The 20,187-nt window shown below is 39.4% G+C and carries 24 protein-coding genes; 14 read left to right on the forward strand and 10 right to left on the reverse strand.

Translation table 11 applies throughout. From position 1 onward, the window contains the following. Window positions 1-80: 80 nt before the first annotated feature. Entirely contained in the window at window positions 81-725 is a 645-nt protein-coding gene (locus TES1_RS01940) for an alanyl-tRNA editing protein (protein ID WP_042679735.1), read from the forward strand. Here TES1_RS01940 and TES1_RS01945 read toward each other — a convergent pair. The 3 genes from TES1_RS01945 to glyS form a co-directional block, all read right to left on the reverse strand. After that, a complete protein-coding gene (locus tag TES1_RS01945) occupies window positions 722-1,000 on the reverse strand; it encodes a DUF167 family protein (RefSeq protein ID WP_042679738.1) in 279 nt (92 codons plus the stop codon). The two genes, TES1_RS01940 and TES1_RS01945, sit on opposite strands and share 4 nt — an antisense overlap. Beyond that, window positions 997-1,509: a DUF402 domain-containing protein gene (locus TES1_RS01950; protein ID WP_042679740.1), complete on the reverse strand. Its 513-nt coding sequence runs from the start codon at window positions 1,507-1,509 to the stop codon at window positions 997-999. The genes TES1_RS01945 and TES1_RS01950 overlap by 4 nt, the downstream gene beginning before the upstream one ends. A gap of 165 nt (window positions 1,510-1,674) precedes the next feature. Further along, window positions 1,675-3,387 carry a glycine--tRNA ligase gene (gene glyS / locus TES1_RS01955; RefSeq protein ID WP_042679742.1) on the reverse strand — a complete coding sequence of 571 codons (1,713 nt, stop codon included), beginning with the start codon at window positions 3,385-3,387 and terminating at the stop codon, window positions 1,675-1,677. A 180-nt stretch (window positions 3,388-3,567) separates the two neighbouring features. Between glyS and TES1_RS01960 the strand changes: the two genes are divergently transcribed. From TES1_RS01960 to TES1_RS01975, 4 genes are all read left to right on the forward strand, one after another. After that, a complete protein-coding gene (locus TES1_RS01960; RefSeq protein WP_013466574.1) occupies window positions 3,568-3,798 on the forward strand; it encodes an LSm family protein in 231 nt (76 codons plus the stop codon). An 11-nt stretch (window positions 3,799-3,809) separates the two neighbouring features. Then, window positions 3,810-3,998 carry a 50S ribosomal protein L37e gene (locus TES1_RS01965; protein ID WP_013466575.1) on the forward strand — a complete coding sequence of 63 codons (189 nt, stop codon included), beginning with the start codon at window positions 3,810-3,812 and terminating at the stop codon, window positions 3,996-3,998. An 81-nt stretch (window positions 3,999-4,079) separates the two neighbouring features. Then, window positions 4,080-5,084 (forward strand): ABC transporter substrate-binding protein, encoded by a 1,005-nt coding sequence (locus TES1_RS01970; protein ID WP_042679744.1) that lies wholly within the window; start codon window positions 4,080-4,082, stop codon window positions 5,082-5,084. Between the two features lie 46 nt (window positions 5,085-5,130). Next, window positions 5,131-6,495 carry an MATE family efflux transporter gene (locus TES1_RS01975; protein ID WP_042679746.1) on the forward strand — a complete coding sequence of 455 codons (1,365 nt, stop codon included), beginning with the start codon at window positions 5,131-5,133 and terminating at the stop codon, window positions 6,493-6,495. Window positions 6,496-6,497: 2 nt separating this feature from the next. Here the strand turns inward: TES1_RS01975 and TES1_RS01980 are convergent, their stop codons facing one another. From TES1_RS01980 to TES1_RS01990, 3 genes are read right to left on the reverse strand one after another with little or no spacing between them, the layout of a single operon-like run. Next, on the reverse strand, window positions 6,498-7,592 hold the full coding sequence (locus TES1_RS01980) for a VIT1/CCC1 transporter family protein (RefSeq protein WP_042679748.1): 1,095 nt from the start codon (window positions 7,590-7,592) through the stop codon (window positions 6,498-6,500). 41 nt (window positions 7,593-7,633) lie between these two features. After that, on the reverse strand, window positions 7,634-8,773 hold the full coding sequence (locus TES1_RS01985; RefSeq protein WP_042679751.1) for a tRNA (guanine(10)-N(2))-dimethyltransferase: 1,140 nt from the start codon (window positions 8,771-8,773) through the stop codon (window positions 7,634-7,636). A gap of 49 nt (window positions 8,774-8,822) precedes the next feature. After that, window positions 8,823-9,080: a 50S ribosomal protein L35ae gene (locus TES1_RS01990; RefSeq protein WP_042679753.1), complete on the reverse strand. Its 258-nt coding sequence runs from the start codon at window positions 9,078-9,080 to the stop codon at window positions 8,823-8,825. 100 nt (window positions 9,081-9,180) lie between these two features. Here TES1_RS01990 and pepQ point away from each other — a divergent pair, with 100 nt between their 5' ends. Both pepQ and TES1_RS02000 read left to right on the forward strand, forming a co-directional pair. Beyond that, window positions 9,181-10,224 carry a Xaa-Pro dipeptidase PepQ gene (gene pepQ, locus TES1_RS01995; protein WP_394296081.1) on the forward strand — a complete coding sequence of 348 codons (1,044 nt, stop codon included), beginning with the start codon at window positions 9,181-9,183 and terminating at the stop codon, window positions 10,222-10,224. A gap of 84 nt (window positions 10,225-10,308) precedes the next feature. Next, a complete protein-coding gene (locus tag TES1_RS02000; protein ID WP_042679757.1) occupies window positions 10,309-11,379 on the forward strand; it encodes an mRNA surveillance protein pelota in 1,071 nt (356 codons plus the stop codon). Here TES1_RS02000 and TES1_RS02005 read toward each other — a convergent pair whose 3' ends face one another. The 3 genes from TES1_RS02005 to TES1_RS02015 are packed head-to-tail and all read right to left on the reverse strand — an operon-like array spanning window position 11,380 to window position 13,551. Beyond that, a complete protein-coding gene (locus tag TES1_RS02005; RefSeq protein ID WP_042679759.1) occupies window positions 11,380-12,366 on the reverse strand; it encodes an AIR synthase family protein in 987 nt (328 codons plus the stop codon). Next, window positions 12,338-13,147, reverse strand: a complete 810-nt coding sequence (locus tag TES1_RS02010) for a 7-cyano-7-deazaguanine synthase (protein WP_042679760.1) — start codon at window positions 13,145-13,147, stop codon at window positions 12,338-12,340. Before TES1_RS02010 ends, TES1_RS02005 begins: the two co-directional genes overlap by 29 nt. A 44-nt stretch (window positions 13,148-13,191) precedes the next feature. Continuing rightward, complete coding sequence (locus TES1_RS02015) at window positions 13,192-13,551, reverse strand: DUF4870 domain-containing protein (RefSeq protein WP_051408156.1); 360 nt, start codon at window positions 13,549-13,551, stop codon at window positions 13,192-13,194. A 256-nt stretch (window positions 13,552-13,807) separates the two neighbouring features. On the opposite strand from TES1_RS02015, the gene TES1_RS02020 reads away from it, so the two are divergent. From TES1_RS02020 to TES1_RS02035, 4 genes are all read left to right on the forward strand, one after another. Further along, window positions 13,808-14,050 (forward strand): FeoA family protein, encoded by a 243-nt coding sequence (locus TES1_RS02020; RefSeq protein ID WP_227738502.1) that lies wholly within the window; start codon window positions 13,808-13,810, stop codon window positions 14,048-14,050. After that, window positions 14,050-16,047, forward strand: coding sequence for a ferrous iron transport protein B (feoB, locus tag TES1_RS02025; protein ID WP_042679765.1), 1,998 nt, complete (start codon window positions 14,050-14,052; stop codon window positions 16,045-16,047). Before TES1_RS02020 ends, feoB begins: the two co-directional genes overlap by 1 nt. 4 nt (window positions 16,048-16,051) lie before the next feature. Continuing rightward, window positions 16,052-16,309 carry a helix-turn-helix domain-containing protein gene (locus TES1_RS02030; protein ID WP_042679767.1) on the forward strand — a complete coding sequence of 86 codons (258 nt, stop codon included), beginning with the start codon at window positions 16,052-16,054 and terminating at the stop codon, window positions 16,307-16,309. Window positions 16,310-16,384: 75 nt separating this feature from the next. After that, window positions 16,385-17,626: a sugar phosphate nucleotidyltransferase gene (locus tag TES1_RS02035; protein ID WP_042679769.1), complete on the forward strand. Its 1,242-nt coding sequence runs from the start codon at window positions 16,385-16,387 to the stop codon at window positions 17,624-17,626. 24 nt (window positions 17,627-17,650) lie between these two features. On the opposite strand, the gene TES1_RS02040 is transcribed toward TES1_RS02035, so the two are convergent. Continuing rightward, on the reverse strand, window positions 17,651-18,457 hold the full coding sequence (locus TES1_RS02040) for a DNA integrity scanning protein DisA nucleotide-binding domain protein (protein WP_042679771.1): 807 nt from the start codon (window positions 18,455-18,457) through the stop codon (window positions 17,651-17,653). Window positions 18,458-18,620: 163 nt separating this feature from the next. Here TES1_RS02040 and TES1_RS02045 point away from each other — a divergent pair, with 163 nt between their 5' ends. Genes TES1_RS02045 through cyaB form a run of 3 tightly spaced genes read left to right on the forward strand, consistent with a single transcriptional unit; the run spans window position 18,621 to window position 20,160 of the window. Next, on the forward strand, window positions 18,621-19,154 hold the full coding sequence (locus TES1_RS02045; protein ID WP_042679772.1) for a UbiX family flavin prenyltransferase: 534 nt from the start codon (window positions 18,621-18,623) through the stop codon (window positions 19,152-19,154). 1 nt (window position 19,155) lies between these two features. Then, window positions 19,156-19,638, forward strand: coding sequence for an Lrp/AsnC family transcriptional regulator (locus TES1_RS02050; protein ID WP_042679775.1), 483 nt, complete (start codon window positions 19,156-19,158; stop codon window positions 19,636-19,638). Next, window positions 19,639-20,160, forward strand: a complete 522-nt coding sequence (gene cyaB / locus TES1_RS02055) for a class IV adenylate cyclase (protein ID WP_042679777.1) — start codon at window positions 19,639-19,641, stop codon at window positions 20,158-20,160. Window positions 20,161-20,187 lie beyond the last annotated feature (27 nt).

Raw genomic sequence — 20,187 nt, forward strand, 5'->3', positions numbered from 1 at the left:
CTTCTTTTTTCTTTTAATGCTTTTAACGTTACGATAAGCATTTATACTTATATTGTAAAGTTTTTCTTCAGGTGATTAACATGACAAGGAAACTTTACTATGAAGACGCTTATTTGAAAGAAGCAAAAGCAAAAGTTGTTGGAATAAAGGACAATGCTCTGCTCTTAGACCAAACCATTTTCTATCCAACAGGTGGAGGACAGCCACACGATAGAGGAACAATAAACGGGATTCAGGTCTTGGACGTTTATAAAGATGAAGAAAACAATGTCTGGCATGTTGTGGAAGAGCCAGAGAAGTTCAAGGTAGGAGATGAGGTTGAGCTTAGAATAGACTGGGACTACCGTTATAAGCTCATGCGCATTCACACAGCAATGCACCTTTTGGATCATGTGTTGAATGAAGTTCTTGGCAAAGACAAATGGCAGCTTTATGGTAGCGGAATGAGTGTCGAAAAGGGAAGATATGACATTCTTTACCCAGAAAATGTCAACAAATACAAAGAGCAGATTATTGAGCTTTTCAATAAGTATGTGGACGAAGGCGGAGAAGTTAAGATTTGGTGGGAAGGCGAGAAAAGGCTCACACAAATCAGGGACTTTGAAGTTCTTCCATGCGGTGGAACCCATGTAAAAGACATTAAGGAGATTGGACATATCAAAAAGCTGAAGCGCTCAAGCATAGGGAAAGGAAAGCAGAGGTTGGAGATATGGCTTGAGGATTAAATCCCCAGCTTTTCTTTTGCCTCCTCTATTGTTGCACCTTTAATTAGCAAGTCTTTTTCCCTTGAGGTCTCTCCTCTAAGTATAACAACCTCCTTTCCAAGGAGCTTTGAGAGGAACTTTATTAACTCTTTGTTAGCTTTACCGCCAACTGGAGGAGCACTAACTTTTATTTTAATCCTTCCCTTCCACTTGTCAATTCCCTCAATGCTGTTCTTTTTTGCATTTGGCTGGATATGGACGAGGAGAATGACACCTTCTTTTGTCTGCTTTATCATTCTCTTCCCTCCAGACCGTATTTCCAAACAATTTTTGGAGGAAATCTCTTTTCTTTCACAGCATTTATTATTTCATTAGCAATTTTATAGGCGAAATCAAAGGTTTCTTTGTCAATTAGACCATAATTGAGGGCCATTTCAAGCTCATCTTCATCTAACAAGAAAGCTTCGCCGTTTGGGAAGATGAATATGTCTAAAAATAGGTCGAGCATCTCTAAAGTGTCTCCATATCTCTTTGTGTAAGCCAAAACGTCCACGTAGAGTCCTTTGAAGTTCCCCTCTCTATCGTAAACTTTCAAAACATCGTAATTTCTGCCGATAAAAGCGAAGTATATCATTGTGTAGCCGTTTTCAATGACCTTAACTCCATTTACATAAAGGAGTGCGAGCATTCCATAAAATCTGGACTTGGCAACTATGATGTTTCCTAAGTCTGCTATGAGTTCATCGTATCTCTCAAGAACTCTGTTTGGAATGCGCTTGTAGATGAGGTGGATCTTTTGGTTCATGATAGTTTTAGTAGCATTTTAGGTTTAAAAACCTCAGCCATGCACAAAACTATTGAAGCTTAATAAAAGCATGGCGAGTAAAGATGGATGCAGGATTAATTTATCTCTCTGGCTTCCTGAGTGGTGTTGTCCTTTTCACTGCGGCAAGAATAATCTGGAGAAAAGTCAGGAGGAGCCAAAGATAAGCTCCTTCAGCTTCTTTGGTAATTCATCAATCTTAACCCTAATTTGCTCCCTCGTATCTCTGTCTCTGATTGTTACGGTGTTGTCCTCCACTGTTTGGTTGTCAATGGTCACACAGTATGGAGTTCCAATTTCGTCATATCTTGCGTATCTCCTCCCTATCGTATCTTTCTCATCGTAAACTGCTATGAATCCGGCCTTCTGTAGTGTTCTAAAGACGTTGTAGGCTATCGTTGTTAGTGGCTCCTTTGCAACTAATGGCAGAACCGCGACCTCTATTGGGGCCATGTCCTTCTTTATCTTGAGATAAACTCTTCCATCTTCATCAACCGTCAGTGAGTTCTCAAGAAGGAGATAGAATGGTCTGTCAATACCGAAACTTGGCTCTAAGACGTGAGGAACAATTTTTTCACCGGTTATCTTTTCTTCAACTTCCTTGATTATGAAGTCCTCTTTTTCAAGCTCATAACCCTCAATGCTGACTTTACCTTTCTCTTCAAGTTCTTCAACAAGCTTTCTAAGCTCTTCCTCGCTCATCTCTTTGAGCTTGTCATTGATTCTTTTTGCATCTTTCTTGAGCTTTGGACCTACTCTCTTCATATCTAGGCTCACTTTGAGCCTTTTCACGATCTTTGGCTCATCGTAGTGAATCATAACTGTCAAATCGGCACCGCTCATCTTCATGTGTCTGCTTAAGTCGTAATCTCCTCTGTAAGCAATCCCAACACACTCAATCCATCCAAATCTTTCGCTGTAAATTTCAACGTCCCATGTGTCGCTTGAATAATGTGCTCTTTCCTCTGGGAGTTGTTGTCTAAATCGTATTGCCTTTTCTGGAATGCCTATGTCGAGAAGAATTCTTTTCACCATAGCCATGTAATAGGCAAAAAATGTGTTCATGACATAGCCTTTCTTAACAGCCTCTTCAAGTGTTATCTCAATCATCCCTAAGTTCTTGAGCTGGTGTTCAATGGGATAGAGCCTTACAACCTCGTCTTTGACTTCATCAAAGTGTGGATGCTCGGTTTCTTTTGGGTTGAAGAATATTTCAACCTCAGCTTGGGTGAACTCCCTAAGTCTAATCATCCCTTGTCTTGGTGAAATTTCATTTCTATAAGCCTTTCCAATCTGAAACACACCAAATGGAAGCTTATTTCTTGCAAAAGCATTGAGCCTCTTAAAGTTCACGAAAATTCCTTGGGCAGTTTCCGGTCTTAAATAACCTTTCTTGTCCTTGTAAGGGCCGATATAGGTCTCAAACATTAAGTTAAAATACCACACATCGCTCAATTCTCCACCACACTGGGGACATTTTATGCCGTTTTCTCTTATTATCTTGGTAAGCTCCTCAGCACTCAAGCCTTCGACATCAATGTCCAAGTTCTCCTCGATGAGATGGTCTGCCCTGTATCTTGCGTGGCACTTGGTACACTCAACTAGAGGATCAACGAATTTTTCAACGTGTCCTGAGGCTATGAAAACTTCCTCAGGGGTTATATCGGGAGTTTCAAGTTCAAAGAATCCCTCTCTCTGAAAGGCTTCTCTGATTTTACGCTCAATCTTTCTCTTTATTGTTGCTCCAAGAGGACCGTAATCGTAGAAACCTCTCGCTCCACCATAAATCTCAAAGCTCCCCCATGCAAAGCCTCTTCTCCTCATCAAATCTGAAAGGATTTCATACTTATCTATCTTCATGCCTCACCACCTTAAGGTGTGATGGCCCAAAATCCTAAAAACTTTGTGGAATGTTTTTTGACATTTTACCAAAGTTGGTGCCTGACAAAACATTTTAGGACTATGATACGAAAGAGTTATAAACCAATTTTTCCGTTATGAATGTGAGCTTCAGCTTTGATTATTTGGGAGGGAAGAGAAATGGCGGAAAGACCACTTGATGTTATACACAGGTCACTGGACAAGGATGTTTTGGTCATCCTTAAGAAGGGATTCGAGTTTAGAGGCAAGCTTATCGGTTATGACATTCACCTAAATGTTGTCCTTGCAGATGCCCAGCTTATTGAGGGCGGTGAGGTAACAAAGAAGTATGGTAAGATTGTAATTAGAGGAGACAATGTGTTGGCTATTTCACCAGTAGAAACTGAGTGAGGTGATTCTCGGTGGGAAGCGGAACAGCACCTCATGGAAAAAGGAACCGCACACCAACTCATATAAAGTGCAGAAGATGTGGGAGAAAAGCCTACAACGTTAGAAAGAGATACTGTGCAGCCTGTGGCTTTGGAAGGAGCAGAAGATTAAGGAAGTACAGCTGGTCAAAGAAATGGAAGAAAGCTAAGAACGTTCACTGATTTCTTTTTTATTTTGCCTTTTCTGCATTAAATTAATTTGCTAGGGATAACTCTATAAATCCTTGCTTTGAATTCTAAATTATGAGCGCAAAAGATGATATTTTGAGCTATTTAAAGTCGAAGGGTCATGATGGTGCTTTACAGAGTGAGCTGTATAACTTAGGTTATTCCCGCTCAACAATTGCCGAGGCTTTAGAAAGCCTTGAAAAAGAGAATCTTATTGTGAAAAAGAGTGTTGGTAAAAAAGCATACAGAATATGGATTATTGATGAGGCGCCTTTTCCTGTTGAGAACACCCTTAGACTTGGGCTTCTGAGGGCTGTTGAATATCCTCATGCTCTTTTGACAGCTCATGATTTAAAAGAAAAGTATAATGTTCGGGTCTTAGTTTACAACTCAGCCCTTGAGCTTACGAATGCTCTGGCAATAGGGAAGGTCGATTTAGCGTGCTCGCCGTTAATTACTCAAATCCTCTATGCTTTGTTAATGAAAAGCATTAAAATTGTTTCTGGCTGTGGATTTGCAGGCAGTGGACTTGTTATGAGAGGAGAACTCAAGGAAGGAAGGACGATTGCTTCTTCTGAGCTCTCTACAATGGAAACTATGCTAAAGCTGTTCCTTGAGAGAAGAGGCTTGGAGAATATCAAAGTAACGTATTTTAAGAACCCTGAGACTGCTGTGGAGTCCTTCCTTAGAGGAGAAATTGATGGATTAAGTATTTGGGAGCCATATCTCAGCCTGCTTAAAAGGAAGGGCTTCAATGTCTATCATTACTCTGATTATTTTGGAAAATATCCCTGCTGCGCTTTGGGAGTTAATTTGAGCTTTTTAAATGTTAACAGGGCTCTTTTCGATGAGTTTTTTGAAAAGTTTAAGGACAACACTGAAAACTTAGAGAAACGAAAAGAGCAAGCAGTAAACCTTATGGTTGAGTTTATGGGTTTTGAAGAGGAGCTTGTAAGAGAAAGCTTTGGAGGATTTATTTATGATTATAGACTCACAAAAAAGCAAGTTGAAGAAATGTTAAACCGATTTGGTCTCAAAGTGTTCAACCTTGAAAAGCTCTTCTTATCGCAAGATTTTTAACTTCTATTCTCCTTTTATCGCTTAGACATTCATCTGAGTGATCACTATGGACGGCGAATTAAGGAAGAAGCTGTGGGAGCTTGCATGGCCAGCAATACTGGCGAACATCTCCCAGACTCTAGTCAACTTAGTTGACATGATAATGGTCGGGCAGCTGGGTTCTCTGGCAATTGCGAGTGTTGGTCTAGGTGGGCAGTTTTCATGGTTCATGATGCCACTAATGTTTGCTGTTTCCGCCGGTGTTTTAGCTTTAGTTGCTCGCTTTATTGGTGCAAGGGACTTTGAGATGGCAAATTTGACTTTAGAGCAGGGAATTTATTTGGCTTTTCTCATGGGGATACCAGTTATGATGATCGGTTTATTCTTTGGGGATGATGCACTTAGAATAATGGGTGCTAGTGAAGAAGTAGTTAGGCTTGGTTACCAATATATCAGGATATACTTCTTGTTTTACCCTATTAATTTCATGGGTTTTGCAGCTTTTTCGGCTTTGAGAGGAGCTGGTGATACAAAAACACCGATGAAGTTAAGTCTTTTAATGAATGCCCTTAACGTTATTCTGAACTATCTCTTAATTTTTGGAAAATTCGGCTTCCCGAGGTTAGAGGTCAAGGGAGCTGCATTAGCCTCTGGGCTTTCAATTGCAGTCGCATTTACTGTAGGTTTATTCCTCTTTCTAAGCGACAGGCTTGTTTTAAAGCTTAAACCGAGGTTTAGATTTGATATCGGCATGATTAAGAGAATCCTTAGAATTGGAATTCCAGCAACTATTGAGAGGATTATCTTCAGCGTTTACAACTTCATCTACATAAGCATCGTTACAAGATTTGGAACGATAGCTTTAGCTGCTCATCAGGTCGGTTTGAGAGTTGAGAGCATAGCTTATATGCCAGCTTTTGGCTTTAATGTTGCCACATCAGCTTTGGTTGGGCAGAGCTTAGGTGAAGGGAATCCAGAGAAAGCTGAGAAGGTTGTATACGAGTCGTTAAAGATGGTAACTGCTTTTATGAGCGTCATGGCTGTGGTTTTGATTGCTTTTCCGAAATATCTTGTCATGCCCTTCATAACAAAAAGCGACCCCAATTATTGGCAAGTCATTCACTTGGCTACAATTTACCTCATGATAGTAGGTATAAGTGAAATCCCTTTAGGCTGGCTCTTCGTTCTCAGCGGAGCTTTAAGGGGTGCAGGAGACACAAAGAGCCCCATGTATGTAACTGCAGTGAGCAAGTTGCTCTTTAGAATTCTCCCGGCTTATCTTTTGGGATTTGGATTTACAATTGGTTCATTCCACTTTGAGGGTCTCGGAGTTATCGCTGCTTGGATTGCAATGAGTTTGGAGACATTCACAACTGCCGGCCTTTTCTGGTGGGTGTTTAAGAGAGGAAAGTGGAAATACATAAAAGTTTGAGATCAAAGCGCCGAGACATGGAATAAAGCTTCCATCAGACGACCGAAGAAATAGCTCACGAATGCTGCACCTAAACCAGTTGTAACCATCTCCATAACCTTCTTCCTTATTGAGATCCCTGAGAGTACTGATATGAAGGTCGCAACAATTGCCAATGCTGTTCCTGCTAACAATACAGAGAATGGCAATGCAACTAGAGAGGAGGACGCAAAGAAATAAGGCGTAACCGGAAACGCTACGCCAATGAGGTAGGAAATTCCAGTGTATAACGCTGCTCTCACTTCGTTCTCGTCTTCTTCGTGAACAAGCAGTCTGATTATTGAGTCATGATTTGAGGACAACTTTTCAGCAACTTCTTTTGCAACATCTTCGGGCATTCCGCTCTCTAAGAGCTTGTTTAATAGCTCATCTTTTGCTCTATCTGGAGAAACCCTAAACAAAACCTCCATTCTCTGTCTAATACTCTCATTCACCTGCCTCTGTGAGCGAACGGATATGAAAGTTCCAATTGCCATTGATAAAGCTCCAGCAACACCAACAATAAGTCCGCTGATTCCGACAAGTTTTGGATTGTAAACGTAAACTGCCGACAATCCAGTAACCGCACCCAAAATCTCAACTAATCCATCGTTCATTCCTAAAACAAAGTCTCTAAGGTTCTCCACATGGAACCTCTGCTTGCTTTCGTAGAAGAACTTCTCATGCTCTAGCTCGTCTAAAATGACCCCGCTGAGCTCTCTCTTCTCATTTTCATCAAATTTATCGCTGTATGTCGTTAGGAATTTGAAGTATTTCTGGATTGCGCTGTTTTCTCCCATTTCCAAGAGCGAAGCAACAGCTCCTGGACCTAGAAGCTTTCGTAAAAGCTTTGTGCTGTAAAGATTGAACTTGCTGATTTTTACTCTTGGTGTTTTGACTCCTCTTCTTGCTAAAAAGTCGTGCCAGAACTTTGCGTGCTTTGATTCAATATTTGAAAGCCTCAGAAATTCCTTCTTTAAAGTCTCATCTTTTTCAATTTTAGCAAGCTGAGCATAAAGAACTGAATCCGAGTACTCATCTTCATAAAACTGAAGAGCCGCTCTTATCATCTCATCCATTTTTCATCCCCTAAAAAGCTGAACAAAAGAGTTAATTAAGGTTACTGTAGTGATTTTAAAGCTTCAAGTACTTCCTCAAAAGGGGCATCAGTCTTTAGAGCCGTTGGTGAGAAGTGGGTTCTCGTTGCTTTGTACCCTTTTTCTTCAAGAATCTCTATGATTTTAGCAACTTTTCTCGCCTCAAGGTTGTTTCTCCTCGCTAATGCATGGGTGTCGTAGAAGAATGGGACATCAAGCTCTTCTTTGATGATGCCCAAAAATTTCAGCACTCTCTTTTTCTCTGCAATTTCCTCCTTCTCTGCTAGCTTATGCATCTTTTCAACAATTTCTTGATTCTTAAGCTCCCCAAGCCACAAAGGTCCATAAGCTTTAGGTTTACTCGGCAAAAAGCTCCTCTCAATCTCGAATTTTCCATTCCTTTTATCAAAATACAGATAGCCGAGCTGTTCTAAAGTCTCATCTCCTTTCTTTGCTCCATCTTTGACCCTTATGAACGTCCTAAAGTAGTGGTCTTTGTAGTACGCAAAGAGAACTTCGAAGCCCATGTCATACTTTGCAACATATCTCGCAACAGTTCCTATTAAAATCCTCAGCCCCGCTTCATGGCAGAGCTCGCCTCTTATTGGCACTGCATTGTATTTTCTTAGACATGCTTTTGGATGAGCGCCGCAGAGGGGTGCTGTATCTGTTGCAGTAATTGCCAAAACTCCTTTCCGCTTTACACTTCTCAAAGCAGAGTCTAAGAACTCCATTGGAGAACCAAAGGGATCCAAGTCAATGAAGTCAAAATACCTAAACTGTTCATTCATCAATCTGTTGGCATCTAAGTTTGTTGCGACTAAAACCTTGTTTCCTTTTAAAATTGCTTTCTTCTCATGTATCTCAATTTTACCGGAGAAGTTGAGCCCTAGATTTTTAATTATCAGCTCAAAGGCATCTGGATTTATGTCGTTCATCCAAACTTCAGTTGCTGGTGTCTCTAAAGCATACCTAATTCCCCTAATCCCTGTGGCACTTAAAGCATCTAAAACTCTCTTCGCTTCAATAACCTTGAGGAGAAGGACGCTCAAATCCCTATTCAGAGCCATCACAGGGTTGTAAAAAACTGGAGCATCATAAATACGCTCAGCTTTTGGAACAAGAACCCTTGCTTTTCCTTCACTTATTTCTATTAGCTCCATGGTACCACCAATTTTACTTACAAAAAGCTTAGGTTGAGAAGAAAAGAAATCAGAGAATTTCAACGTAATCTCCAAGGGCCTGCCCGGGTAAACCTTTTTCAAACCTTACTTTAACTTCGCCTCTAACTCCGTGTGGCTTGACAATCTTTCCTGCGATGATTTTTCCGCTTGGGCTCTTCCAAATGACTTTCTTTCCTATGAGCTTTGCTGCCTCTTCTCTGCTCTCAATTCCGAGAGGCTTGATAATCATGTGGTGGTTGTGCTGATTTTCCTTACTCCTCATGTAGCTTAACACTATCCCCTTCATCGCTCTCACCGTTAATGCCTATTGAAGAGAGCTTTTAAATTTATTGATGGAAAGGGTTTTATTCTTTCCTAACTATTCAGCTTTGGTGGTGATCATGAAAATGGAAAGAATAAAGAAGCTTCAGAAGTTTATAAACGAGAGCTCAATTGATGCAGCGCTCATCTCTAAACGTGAAAATCTGTTCTACTTTTCTGGAGCTTCTCCGTTAGCTGGAGGATATCTGGTTGTTACTCCCGATGAGGCTATAATTTATGTTCCCGAACTTGAATATGAAGCAACAAAGGAAGAAACTGAACTACCAGTTGAAAAGTTTAAGAGACTGCCAGAACTTTATGAAAAGCTCAAACCTTACAGTGTTTTGGGAATTGAAGGTTCAACAAGCTTTTCTTTCATGAATGCACTTAAAGAAAAAGCTGAGATAAAGGAATTTAAGAGCATTGATGAGATTGTAAAAGACCTCAGAATAGTAAAAACCGAAGAAGAAATCGAGATAATTAAAAGTGCATGTGAATTAGCTGACATGGCTGTTATGGCGGCTATTGAGGAAATCAGCGAAGGGAAGAGAGAAAGGGAAATAGCAGCAAAAGTTGAGTATGTTATGAAGATGAACGGTGCTGAAAAGCCAGCCTTTGATACAATCATTGCCAGCGGTTATAGGTCAGCTCTCCCTCATGGGGTTGCAAGCGATAAGAGGATTGAGAGAGGAGATTTGGTTGTCATAGACTTAGGTGCACTTTACAGGCACTACAACTCTGACATTACCAGAACTATAGTTGTTGGAAAGCCCAATGAGAAGCAGAAGGAGATTTATGAGATAGTTCTTGAGGCTCAAAATACAGCTGTTGAAAAAGCTAAGCCAGGAATGACTGCGAAAGAACTCGACAGCATAGCAAGGAACATCATAGCGGAATATGGTTATGGAGATTACTTTATCCACAGCCTTGGTCACGGAGTTGGCTTGGAAATTCATGAACCTCCGAGAATAAGCCAGTACGATGAGACTGTTCTCAAGGAAGGAATGGTCATAACGATTGAGCCAGGAATTTACATTCCAAAGCTTGGTGGCGTCAGAATTGAGGATACAGTTGTTATAACGAAGGATGGAGCAAAGAGGCTCACAAAGATGGAGAGAGAGCTTATCTGAGTCAGGCATTTCTTTCTTTATTCTTTTGTTCCCATCCAACAGTATTTAAAAGTATTTTTCCAATTCTCAAAGGAAGGTGAGAAAATGAAAATACTTGACCAGAATCCCAAAGAGGGCAAGATTAAAGTTAAAGCTGAAACTCTCGATGATCTCTGGCATCTCTATCACATCATTGAGGAAGGGGATGTAGTTTATGCAAAGACCCTCAGAAAACAGAGTCAGAGAAGTGATTCTCTTAGACCAGAGAAGGTCCAGGCTATTCCGGTGTTTTTAGGCATTAAAGCTGAAAAAATCAACTTCCACAAGTTTGCAAATGCATTGAGGGTTACTGGTCCAATAATTTATGCCTCAAGAGAGGAAGTTCCTCTTGGCAAATATCACACAATAGCAGTGGAAGAGAACAGCGTTATCACGATTCAAAAGCCTAAATGGAAAGCTCACCACTTGGAAAGATTAAAGCAGGCCGTTGAAGCGTCTCAGAGAGCGAGAGTTATGATTGTTGTTGTGGATGATGGTGAGGCTGATATTGCCCTTGTGAGGGAATACGGCGTTGATATAATTGCCAACATAAGACACAACCTCGGAGGAAAGAGATACACCACAAATAGAGAAGCTGAGGAAATGAAGTTCTTCCACGATTTAGCAAAGACAATTGCTGAAATTATGGAGAGGGAAAAGGTTGATAAAGCTATTGTTGCTGGTCCAGGCTTTGTGAAAGAGAATTTTTACAAGTTCCTTCAGGAGAATTATCCGGAGTTGGCAAAGCGTGTTGTAATTGAAGACACGAGTGTTACAGGAAGAACAGGGATTTATGAGGTCATTAGGAGAGGAACCGTTGACAGAGTTTACCATGAAAACAGAGTCGCAAAGGAAATTCAGCTCGTGGAGAAGGTCATAGAAGAGATTGCAAAGAATGGATTGGTGGCTTATGGTATAAAAGAGGTCGAAGAAGCAGCGAATTATGGAGCAATTGAGACTCTACTCGTTTTAGATGAGCTTTTGAAGGGAGAGATGAGAGAAAAGATTGAGCAGCTTATGGAGTTTGTCAGACAGATGAGGGGAGAGATAGTAATTGTCAGCTCAGAGCATGAGGGTGGTGAAAAGCTGAAAGCCTTGGGAGGAATTGCTGCATTGCTGAGATATAAAGTGAAGTGACTAGTAAATCTCCGCATAAGCATCGCTTTCAAATCTTGGAAACTCCTCCTCCTTGCTGTTTTTCACTAAAACTCTGTCTTTTTCTTCTGTAAATTTGCCAATGATGAAAGCTTTAATTCTGTTGTTAGATAGCTCCTTGATTATTCTTGAGGAATTCTCCTTAGGAGAAATTATTATCAGCGTTCCGGTTGACGAGACAGTTAAAGGATTCACATCAAAAGCTTCAAGAACTTTTTTGACGAGAGGTGGGATGTAAACTCTATCATAATAAACCCTAAAGCCAACATTTGAATTGTCGGCTATCTCATGAAGGGCTGTTAAGCCTCCCTCAGTTGCATCATGCATCCCTCTCACGAGCTTTCTTACAGCTAGGGCATCAGGGACGACAGTTTCAAGCTTGTACATCTCTCTAAGCTTAGCTATTGCACTAGGAGTTAGAATTCCTTTAACCATCTCTTTTTTAAAGTAAGCCGCTCCAACAGCAAACTCTATCCCAACGCCCTTCGTTATTATTATATCATCACCGGGTTTTGCTAACGGTAATCTCAGCTCTTCTTTCTTCACAAATCCAAGTGCTGTTGTGGTAGCGGTTGTTTCTTTAATAGTGGTATAAACACCAGTGTGTCCTCCGATTACAGCTGTTCTGTATTTTCTGCATTCTTCATTAAGTTCCTCCATTATTTGAGCGAGATCTTCTTTAGTGGAACCAGGGGGTAACAATAAGTCAACAACCAGCCATCTCGGCTCAGCGCCAAAAACTGCAACATCACTCACTGCGAAATGGTATGTGAAAAATCCAAAATGCTCCTTTGGGACTCCTAAAACTGGATCAGTTGCTATGACAAGATAGTTTTCATTGTCATATTCAAGAACCGCGGCATCAAAGCCCTCTCTCGGGCCGATAACAACTTTTGGATCTTCAATGTTGAGGTTATGCAGGATAAGTTCATTTAGAACTTCACTTCTTATTTTTCCGAGTGGCAACATTTTTGAACCTCCTAATGATTTCTTCGGCTTCTTTTAGGATTTTCTCATTACATCCATGACACATCAGGTCTAGACTTGGCACTCTCACACTCATCCGGACTTTATATTTTCTCGCAAGCTTACTTATTTTGTAGTTCACTTCATAAGCCAAATCGAAGTACTCAGGTTTGATGATCTCAAATCTGTCAATATATTGTAGAGGACATCCCTCTCTCCATTGCCTTCTTCTTCCATATTCATACATTCTGTAAGGTTTTATCCCCGCCTCTTCTGCAAGCTTTTCAACTTCTTCTGCAGTGTACCTAATCAGAGGTCTAAATATTGGAATTCCAATCCTCGGAATTTCACTCAACCTTATATCCCCATTCCACTGGTCAAGTAGAGCTCCAATTATTTTGTCATTTGCATTGTCTCCTTTGGCCAAAACCTCGAAGCCATTAATTTTTGCGAACCAGTAAGCATTTCTCATCATAACTTTTTTGCAGTGTATGCATATTGGACCTTTCTTTCCAATTGAATTCTTGAGGAGTCCTTCTGTTATGTCAACAAGATAATGTTCAACTCCAAGCTTTTTAGTGAAGTCCATTGCCCACAACATAGGCTCTCTCCAACTCCATCTATGAAAGAAGGTTAGGGCAGAAACATCCAAACCAGCTTTTTTCATAATGTATAAAGCTAAACTGCTGTCTTTTCCTCCAGAAAACATGAGAAGTATTTTCTTTTCATAAAGTCCTGTGTTCTTTGCAAATTGTTTAATTTCTTTTATTATTTCTGAAAGCATGGTGGAAAGTAAAAAGAGAGGCTTTAAAAATTTGCCTCAGCTGCTCATCTTTTAACTTGGTTCTCTGCTATGCTCCCAACAATTGGGAACTTGTAATATTCTCCTTGATATGCTTTAACTATACCTAAAATCCATAGGACAAGACCAACTAAGCCCAAAAGCATAGCTAAAATCCCACCAAGGAATGGTATAAATGCCAAGATTCTCTGTATTATAAAAATCCCTAGGAATGTTATTGTTGACTGCATTGCATGGAATCGGACAAATTCGCTCTCTTTTTCTAACAACAGGAATATTATCCCAGTTAAGAACCCAAGCACATATGCTAAAGCAGCCTCAACGTTTTCTTCAAGTCCCAGAGATGTTTCGCTCTTCTTTATAACACCATTTTCATTGTTTTCCATACTTCCACCTCACATGAGAATATATCAAATCATTTTTAACTTTCTTAGTTAAATACTTTTCTAAAATTCTAAGAAAAAACACTCATTTATTTAAATTCCTTAACAAATATTTTTATAACATCAATACACTGTTCAAACTTCCATGACTGAAAAATAATCCTCATTACTTCAAAGTTCAAACCTAATTCTTTTGTTAGGCTTACCAAAAGTTTTTAATCTTTCCTATAAAAGGAAATATTAAAATTAGGTTAACCTAATGGTGATGTCCATGTATGTTCGTTTAAGTCAAATGAGAGAAGGAGAGCGAGGAGTTGTAGTGGACATTCAGGGAGGTGTGGGAGCGAGGCAGAGGTTGCTGGGTTTGGGAATTACTCCTGGGACTAGGATTTGGGTGATTAAGTCTTCCGCTCCAGGGCCAATAATCATAGCTGTTGGCTCTTCAAGAATAGCACTTGGCAGAGGAATAGCTGACAAAATTATCATCAGGAGGGAGTATTGATGCTAAAGGTCGTTGCTCTCGCTGGCAATCCAAATGTTGGCAAGACTACAATATTCAACGCTTTAACTGGATTGAGACAGCATATTGGCAACTGGCCAGGAGTTACTGTTGAAAAAAAAGAGGGAATAATGAAATATAAAGATAGAGAGTTTCTGGTTGTTGATCTGCCTGGAACGTACTCTTTGACGGCTCATTCTATTGATGAACTTATAGCGAGGAACTTCATTCTTGAAGGAAATGCCGATGTCATAGTTGACGTTGTTGATTCTTCATGTTTGATGAGGAACCTCTTCTTAACAATGGAAATCCTCGAGATGGGTGTTAAAAACGTAATAATTGCTCTAAATAAGATTGATTTGGCAAAAAAGAAAGGTGTCACCATTGATTTTAGAAAGATGGAGAAAGTTCTTGGCATTCCTGTCGTGCCAATGAATGCAAAGGAGGGTATTGGAATTGAGGAGCTTAAGAAAACGATTGTTGCCATGGCCGATGGAAAAATCACAACCAATCCAGTTGTTCCTGTTTATGATGAAATCATTGAAAGAGAGATCTCCCACATAAGCGAAATTCTGAGAGAAACCTCTCTGGATGAAAAGTACAACATAAGATGGTTATCTATAAAACTTCTCACGAGAGATGAAGAAGTAATAAAGCTTGTTTTGAAGCAGCTGGGACAGGAGAAACTGAATGAGATTATGGGACACATAAGTGAGCTTGAACAGTATTATAAGCGCTCCCTTGACATGGTCATTGCTAACCAGAAGTATGAGTTCATTGACGGCTTAATTCATCAATTCGTTACTCACTTTGCTGAGCAGAAAGAAACAATAAGTGATCAGCTTGATAAAATCCTGACTCATCCAATTTATGGCATGATATCTCTTTTTATTATCTTTTACCTCTTATTTAAGTTTGTTTTCACAATTGGAACACCCATGCAGGAAACTTTGAATTTGCTCTTTGCATCTTTGGGGGATTTGGTCGGAAGTCATATATCAAATGAAACCCTTAGAGGTTTGGTAGTTGATGGAATAATTGGTGGTGTTGGCTCAGTTTTAAGCTTCTTCCCATTGGTATTCCTGCTCTTCGTTGCAATGTCAATCCTTGAGGACTCCGGATACATGGCTAGAGCAGCTGTTGTCATGGAAAGGATAATGAGGAAGTTCGGCTTGCCTGGAAAGAGTTTTATTCCAATGGTTTTAGCCTTCGGGTGCAATGTGCCGGCGGTTATGGCCACCAGAGCTTTAGACGATGAAAAAGACAGGATTTTAACAATGCTAATTAATCCTCTGGTTCCATGTAGCGCAAGAATGGTTGTTATAACATTCCTTGCTGGAGTTTTCTTTGAAAATCATAAGGCACTAGTTGCTGTCGGCATTTATGCGATTTCTCTTGGATTGGCATTAATCTCAGCACTGATACTTGGTAGATTTGTCATTAAAGGAGAGGAGAGTCCGTTTATAATTGAACTGCCTGATTATCTTGTTCCATCATGGAAAACTGTTATTATCCATTCATGGGAGAGGAGTAAGGAGTTTCTAAGGAAAGCTGGAACGATAATTCTTGCTGGAGCAGTTGCAATATGGTACTTAAGTAATTATCCTCAGCCAGTTGGTACCGGGTTGAGCTATGCAGAAATGCTTGGCAGATTTTTTGAACCTTTGGCAAAACTTATGGGCTTAGACTGGAAAGCTGCAGTTAGCTTAATTTTTGGAATAATTGCAAAAGAAAATGTCATTGCAACTTATGGTGTGATATATGGAGTAGGCCATAGTGAGGAAGCTCTAATCTCTTTAATGAGACAAGCAATGAATCCTCTTCAAGCGTTTGTTTTAGCATTGGTAACTACACTCTATCTTCCATGTATTGCCACAATAGCTGCAATCAGGTCTGAAAGTGGAATAAAGTGGGCTTTGGTTGCTTCTCTTTACAACCTTGTCCTTGCTACTGTCGTTGGGATTCTTACTTATCATTTAGGATTATTTGTTCTGGGGTGAAAAAATGGTAAATCTCGAAGAAGTTCTTGAGCTAGTCAAAAAAGGATACACAAATCCTAAGGAAATTGCTAAAACACTAAATCTAGCTGTTGAAGAAGTTGAAGGGATGATGAGAATACTAGAAAGCCTAGGATATATTGAGAGAGTTAAGTTAGGGAGTTCATTATGTAGGAGTTGTCCATTGAGGAAATTGTGTTCTGGAGAATGCATTCACTTTAGAGGACAAATTTACTTGATATTTAAAAAAGAAGTTTCAAAATAGTTCATTAAGAATAACATTAAGAGTGGAGTAGCAAAATATATAAGAGGCAGACCTTAATTATTATCGGTGGTGTTAATGAAGGCTGTTATTCTTGCTGGAGGATTTGGAACAAGATTAAGGCCAATTTCATCAACAAGACCAAAACCAATGGTTCCCGTTCTCGGAAAGCCAAATTTGCAGTATCTCTTGGAAAACCTAGAGAAGATTAAGGAAGTTGATGAAGTAATTCTCTCTGTTCACTATATGAGAGGAGAGATTAGGGAATTTATAGAAGAAAAGATGAGCGATTATCCAAAAGACATAAGGTTTGTAAATGATCCAATGCCTCTCGAAACAGGAGGAGCTCTAAAAAATGTTGAAGAATATGTCAGCGATGAGTTCTTGGTGATTTATGGGGATGTGTTTACAAACTTCAATTTTGCGGAGCTTATTGAAGCCCACAAAAAGAATGATGGTTTAATAACAGTGGCTTTAACAAAAGTGTATGATCCAGAGAAGTATGGTGTTGTAATAGCTGACGAAGAAGGAAAAGTTATAGAGTTCGAAGAGAAGCCGAAGAGACCAAAAACCAACTTAATTGATGCTGGAATTTATGTAGTCAACAAGGAAGTCCTAAAGGAGATACCAAGAAGAAAAGAAGTTTACTTCGAGAGAGAAATCCTTCCAAAGTTTGTCAGCCAGGGCTTAGTTTACGGTTATAAGATGCCAAAAGATAACTATTGGGTTGATTTAGGATCTCCAGAAGACTTGTTCTATGCTCACCAGATAGCTCTTGATGAAATTGCGAGGGAAGATGGATACTTCACGATAAAAGAGGATGCTGAAGTTCCAGAAGATGTTGAAATTCAAGGGCCAGTTTATATTGACAGCGGAGCAAAAATTGGGCATGGAGTAAAGATTAAGGCTTACACTTATATTGGACCGAACACAATAATCGAGGACAAGGCATACTTGAAGAGATCAATTCTCATTGGAAGTGACATAATCAAAGAAAAGAGTGAAATTAAAGATTCAATTCTTGGAGAAGGCGTGGTAATAGGAAAGAACGTCATTCTTAAAGAGGGGGCAGTTGTTGGCGACTATGCAAAGATTTATGACAACTTAGTGATCTATGGAGCAAAGATTCTCCCATGGAAAAAGGTTGAAGAATATGAAGCATACATCAAGATAAAGCTCGATCCGACAAAAGTGAGACCAGAGCTTACTCCAGACAGGTGTCCTCTTGGCTTGCCAGAGTGTATCTACAAGAAGTTTAAGGCAATAGCTGGAGAAAAGCCTCCATGTGATGAGTGTATTGAGAACCAGTGGCTCTTCTGAGGCTCTTAATTTATTTTTAATATTTTAATATCTCATTCTTGGATTATATTCGAGAATTATTTCTCCATTCTTAAAAACTCTAATCACTCCGCTCTCTGAGAGGGTTATAGCAGTTGCTTTTGTTTTCTTTGAAATACCTGCAGCAGCTAAATGCCTGCTCCCTAAACCTGGGGGTAAATGAACATCGAGCTTTTTTGGATCTACGTCTAGGTATCTGCCTGCTGCGAGAATTCTGCCTGTGTTGCTTATAATAAAGGCCCCATCGAGCATGGCAAATTCCTTTATTATCCCTTTTATGTTTTTATCTAAGACATTTAGCTTGTGTCCTTTAAAGGGATTTGGAATTATCTGATGGGAATACTTCAGAACATTTCTTGTGTCTCCAACTACAAATATTGTCCCAACTGGATGGCCCTCTCTCCCTTCCAAGCTAAGCTCTACTGCTATCTCGAGTAGCCTTTGGAGAACTGTTTGAGCTTCTTCAAAGAAACCCCGCGTAGTTGCTATTTCTTTTTTAACTGTTCTGATTCCTAATGTATTTGGGGTAACGTAAACAAAGGTTTCCCCATAGGAAATGATATTGTTTTCAATAAGGAAGGCAGAGACAAGATTTACAACATTCTTTATTCCAAGAGAGAGAGGTAGAGGAATTTTTTTAATCCTATCGTTGGATAAATCAAAATCTTTTCCAACTACTATGATTGGTACATCAACCTTTGGAATTTCATTTTCAAGTGATGAAGTTATTAAAACTAGTGCCTTGGCGTTTACTTCGTTAATAACTTCTAGAGCTTTAGTTATGAGAACTTTGATATGTTTTCCTTTGTCCATCCTTACACCTATCTATAGTATTTTAATCAGGTTTATAAAGTTGTTTATGCCCCATTTCATGTTATTGTGGAAAAACGTTTAATAGTTTTGATAACATACAAATTAAATAATAACTCATGGTGAATAATTTAAAACGCATAAATCAACTTCCAGTGGTGAGAAGATGAAAATAGTAATTGGAATAACTGGAGCCAGCGGGGTAATTTACGGGCTTCGACTTGTAGAAATCTTAAGGAATTTGGGACACGAAACTATTACAGTTGTATCAAAAACTGGCTTAGCAGTGATTCGTCACGAAGTGGGGATTGACTTCAAGCCAGATTATAGGGAAGATGATCTTTTTGCTCCAATCGCTTCTGGTTCATATAAGTTTGATGCAGTTGTAATTGCTCCTTGTTCCATGAAGACCTTAAGTGCCATAGCAAATGGTTACGCTGACAATTTGATAACCAGAGTGGCTGATGTTGCGCTTAAGGAGAGAAGAAAGTTAATCTTGCTAGTTAGGGAAACACCTCTGAACTTAATTCATATTGAGAACATGCTGAAAATTTCCCAAGCTGGAGCGATAGTAATGCCAGCATCTCCAGGATTTTACCATAATCCTAAAAATTTGGACGATATGATAAACTTTATAATTGGAAAAATCTTAGACCTTTTAGGCATTAATCATAACTTATACAGAAGATGGGGGGAATAAAATGTTACAGCTTGATGATTTGGACAGAGCAATATTGAAACTTCTTAAAGAGGATGCTAGGTTAACTATTTCTGAGATAAGTGAAAAGCTGAATAAACCGGAATCAACTATCCACTTTAGAATTAGAAAACTTCAGGAGAGGGGAGTAATAGAGAGATACACGATTATCATTGGAGAAGATCTAAGACCCAAACATGTTGCTTTCCTGATCTTGAGAGTTGAAAAGCCTATTATTGAGGACTTCCTTGAAAGGTATCTTGAGTATATAACAAAAACCCTCTCGATGCTACCAAATGTTCTCATGGTTGCTAAAAGTGAAGAGGATAAGATTATTGCTCTAGTTGGGGAAGAGACCCAGGAAAAGCTTGATAAATTCATAGAAGACAATATAAGGAGCATACCAACCCTAAAGGAAGTACTAGTGTTTCCAATTATAACATTCAAGAAGGGTGAAGAGATTATTGGATTTCTCGCGGGGATTTAAATGGAGATTGAGATAAAATTTAGGGTTAGCCTAAATGAGATCAGAAAGAGAATTGAGGCTCTTGGGGCTGAATTTGTAGGAGAAGAGATTCAGGAGGATTTATATTTTGCTCTTCCATCAAAACGGCTTTTGAGAATTAGGAGAATTGTTAATCTGAACGAAGTCATCCTTGGATACAAGGAGATCAAAGATGAAAAAAACGAGGAGTTTGATGAGATCGAAGTTAAAGTTGAGGATTTTGAAAGGATGAGGACTATTTTGAATCATTTAGGGTTTAAAGAAGATGTGTGGATTAAGAAACATCGGTATGTATATAAGCTTGGTGATGTTACTTTTGAGCTTAATCAAGTTGAAAAATTGGGAGATTTCTTGGATATTGAGATTATAGCTGACAATGTTCAAGAGGCAAAGGATAAAATCTGGAAAATTGCTGAAGCTTTGGGATTAAGTAAAGAGGACGTAGAACCAAGATTGTACCAAGAAATGCTTAAAGAATTGCCCAAGTATGGGCAGAAAGAATAAATAATTTAAGTGTCTTAAATTAATTTG

Origin of the sequence: Thermococcus paralvinellae (assembly GCF_000517445.1) — an archaeon.
Lineage (GTDB): Archaea > Methanobacteriota_B > Thermococci > Thermococcales > Thermococcaceae > Thermococcus_B > Thermococcus_B paralvinellae.

Bases quoted from the DNA above. Each gene is read 5' to 3' on its own strand.
- TES1_RS02040 (WP_042679771.1), bottom strand. From the start codon at position 18,457: ATGGACAAAGGAAAACATATCAAAGTTCTCATAACTAAAGCTCTAGAA.
- glyS (WP_042679742.1), bottom strand. From the start codon at position 3,387: ATGAAGATAGATAAGTATGAAATCCTTTCAGATTTGATGAGGAGAAGA.
- TES1_RS01940 (WP_042679735.1), top strand. From the start codon at position 81: ATGACAAGGAAACTTTACTATGAAGACGCTTATTTGAAAGAAGCAAAA.
- feoB (WP_042679765.1), top strand. From the start codon at position 14,050: ATGCTAAAGGTCGTTGCTCTCGCTGGCAATCCAAATGTTGGCAAGACT.
- TES1_RS01950 (WP_042679740.1), bottom strand. From the start codon at position 1,509: ATGAACCAAAAGATCCACCTCATCTACAAGCGCATTCCAAACAGAGTT.
- TES1_RS02020 (WP_227738502.1), top strand. From the start codon at position 13,808: ATGGTGATGTCCATGTATGTTCGTTTAAGTCAAATGAGAGAAGGAGAG.
- TES1_RS02010 (WP_042679760.1), bottom strand. From the start codon at position 13,147: ATGCTTTCAGAAATAATAAAAGAAATTAAACAATTTGCAAAGAACACA.
- TES1_RS02035 (WP_042679769.1), top strand. From the start codon at position 16,385: ATGAAGGCTGTTATTCTTGCTGGAGGATTTGGAACAAGATTAAGGCCA.
- TES1_RS02015 (WP_051408156.1), bottom strand. From the start codon at position 13,551: ATGGAAAACAATGAAAATGGTGTTATAAAGAAGAGCGAAACATCTCTG.
- TES1_RS02030 (WP_042679767.1), top strand. From the start codon at position 16,052: ATGGTAAATCTCGAAGAAGTTCTTGAGCTAGTCAAAAAAGGATACACA.
- TES1_RS01980 (WP_042679748.1), bottom strand. From the start codon at position 7,592: ATGGATGAGATGATAAGAGCGGCTCTTCAGTTTTATGAAGATGAGTAC.
- TES1_RS01990 (WP_042679753.1), bottom strand. From the start codon at position 9,080: ATGAAGGGGATAGTGTTAAGCTACATGAGGAGTAAGGAAAATCAGCAC.
- TES1_RS01975 (WP_042679746.1), top strand. From the start codon at position 5,131: ATGGACGGCGAATTAAGGAAGAAGCTGTGGGAGCTTGCATGGCCAGCA.
- TES1_RS02005 (WP_042679759.1), bottom strand. From the start codon at position 12,366: ATGTTGCCACTCGGAAAAATAAGAAGTGAAGTTCTAAATGAACTTATC.
- TES1_RS02045 (WP_042679772.1), top strand. From the start codon at position 18,621: ATGAAAATAGTAATTGGAATAACTGGAGCCAGCGGGGTAATTTACGGG.
- TES1_RS02000 (WP_042679757.1), top strand. From the start codon at position 10,309: ATGAAAATACTTGACCAGAATCCCAAAGAGGGCAAGATTAAAGTTAAA.
- TES1_RS01985 (WP_042679751.1), bottom strand. From the start codon at position 8,773: ATGGAGCTAATAGAAATAAGTGAAGGAAAAGCAAGGGTTCTTGTTCCA.
- TES1_RS01970 (WP_042679744.1), top strand. From the start codon at position 4,080: ATGAGCGCAAAAGATGATATTTTGAGCTATTTAAAGTCGAAGGGTCAT.
- TES1_RS02050 (WP_042679775.1), top strand. From the start codon at position 19,156: ATGTTACAGCTTGATGATTTGGACAGAGCAATATTGAAACTTCTTAAA.
- pepQ (WP_394296081.1), top strand. From the start codon at position 9,181: ATGGAAAGAATAAAGAAGCTTCAGAAGTTTATAAACGAGAGCTCAATT.
- cyaB (WP_042679777.1), top strand. From the start codon at position 19,639: ATGGAGATTGAGATAAAATTTAGGGTTAGCCTAAATGAGATCAGAAAG.
- TES1_RS01960 (WP_013466574.1), top strand. From the start codon at position 3,568: ATGGCGGAAAGACCACTTGATGTTATACACAGGTCACTGGACAAGGAT.
- TES1_RS01945 (WP_042679738.1), bottom strand. From the start codon at position 1,000: ATGATAAAGCAGACAAAAGAAGGTGTCATTCTCCTCGTCCATATCCAG.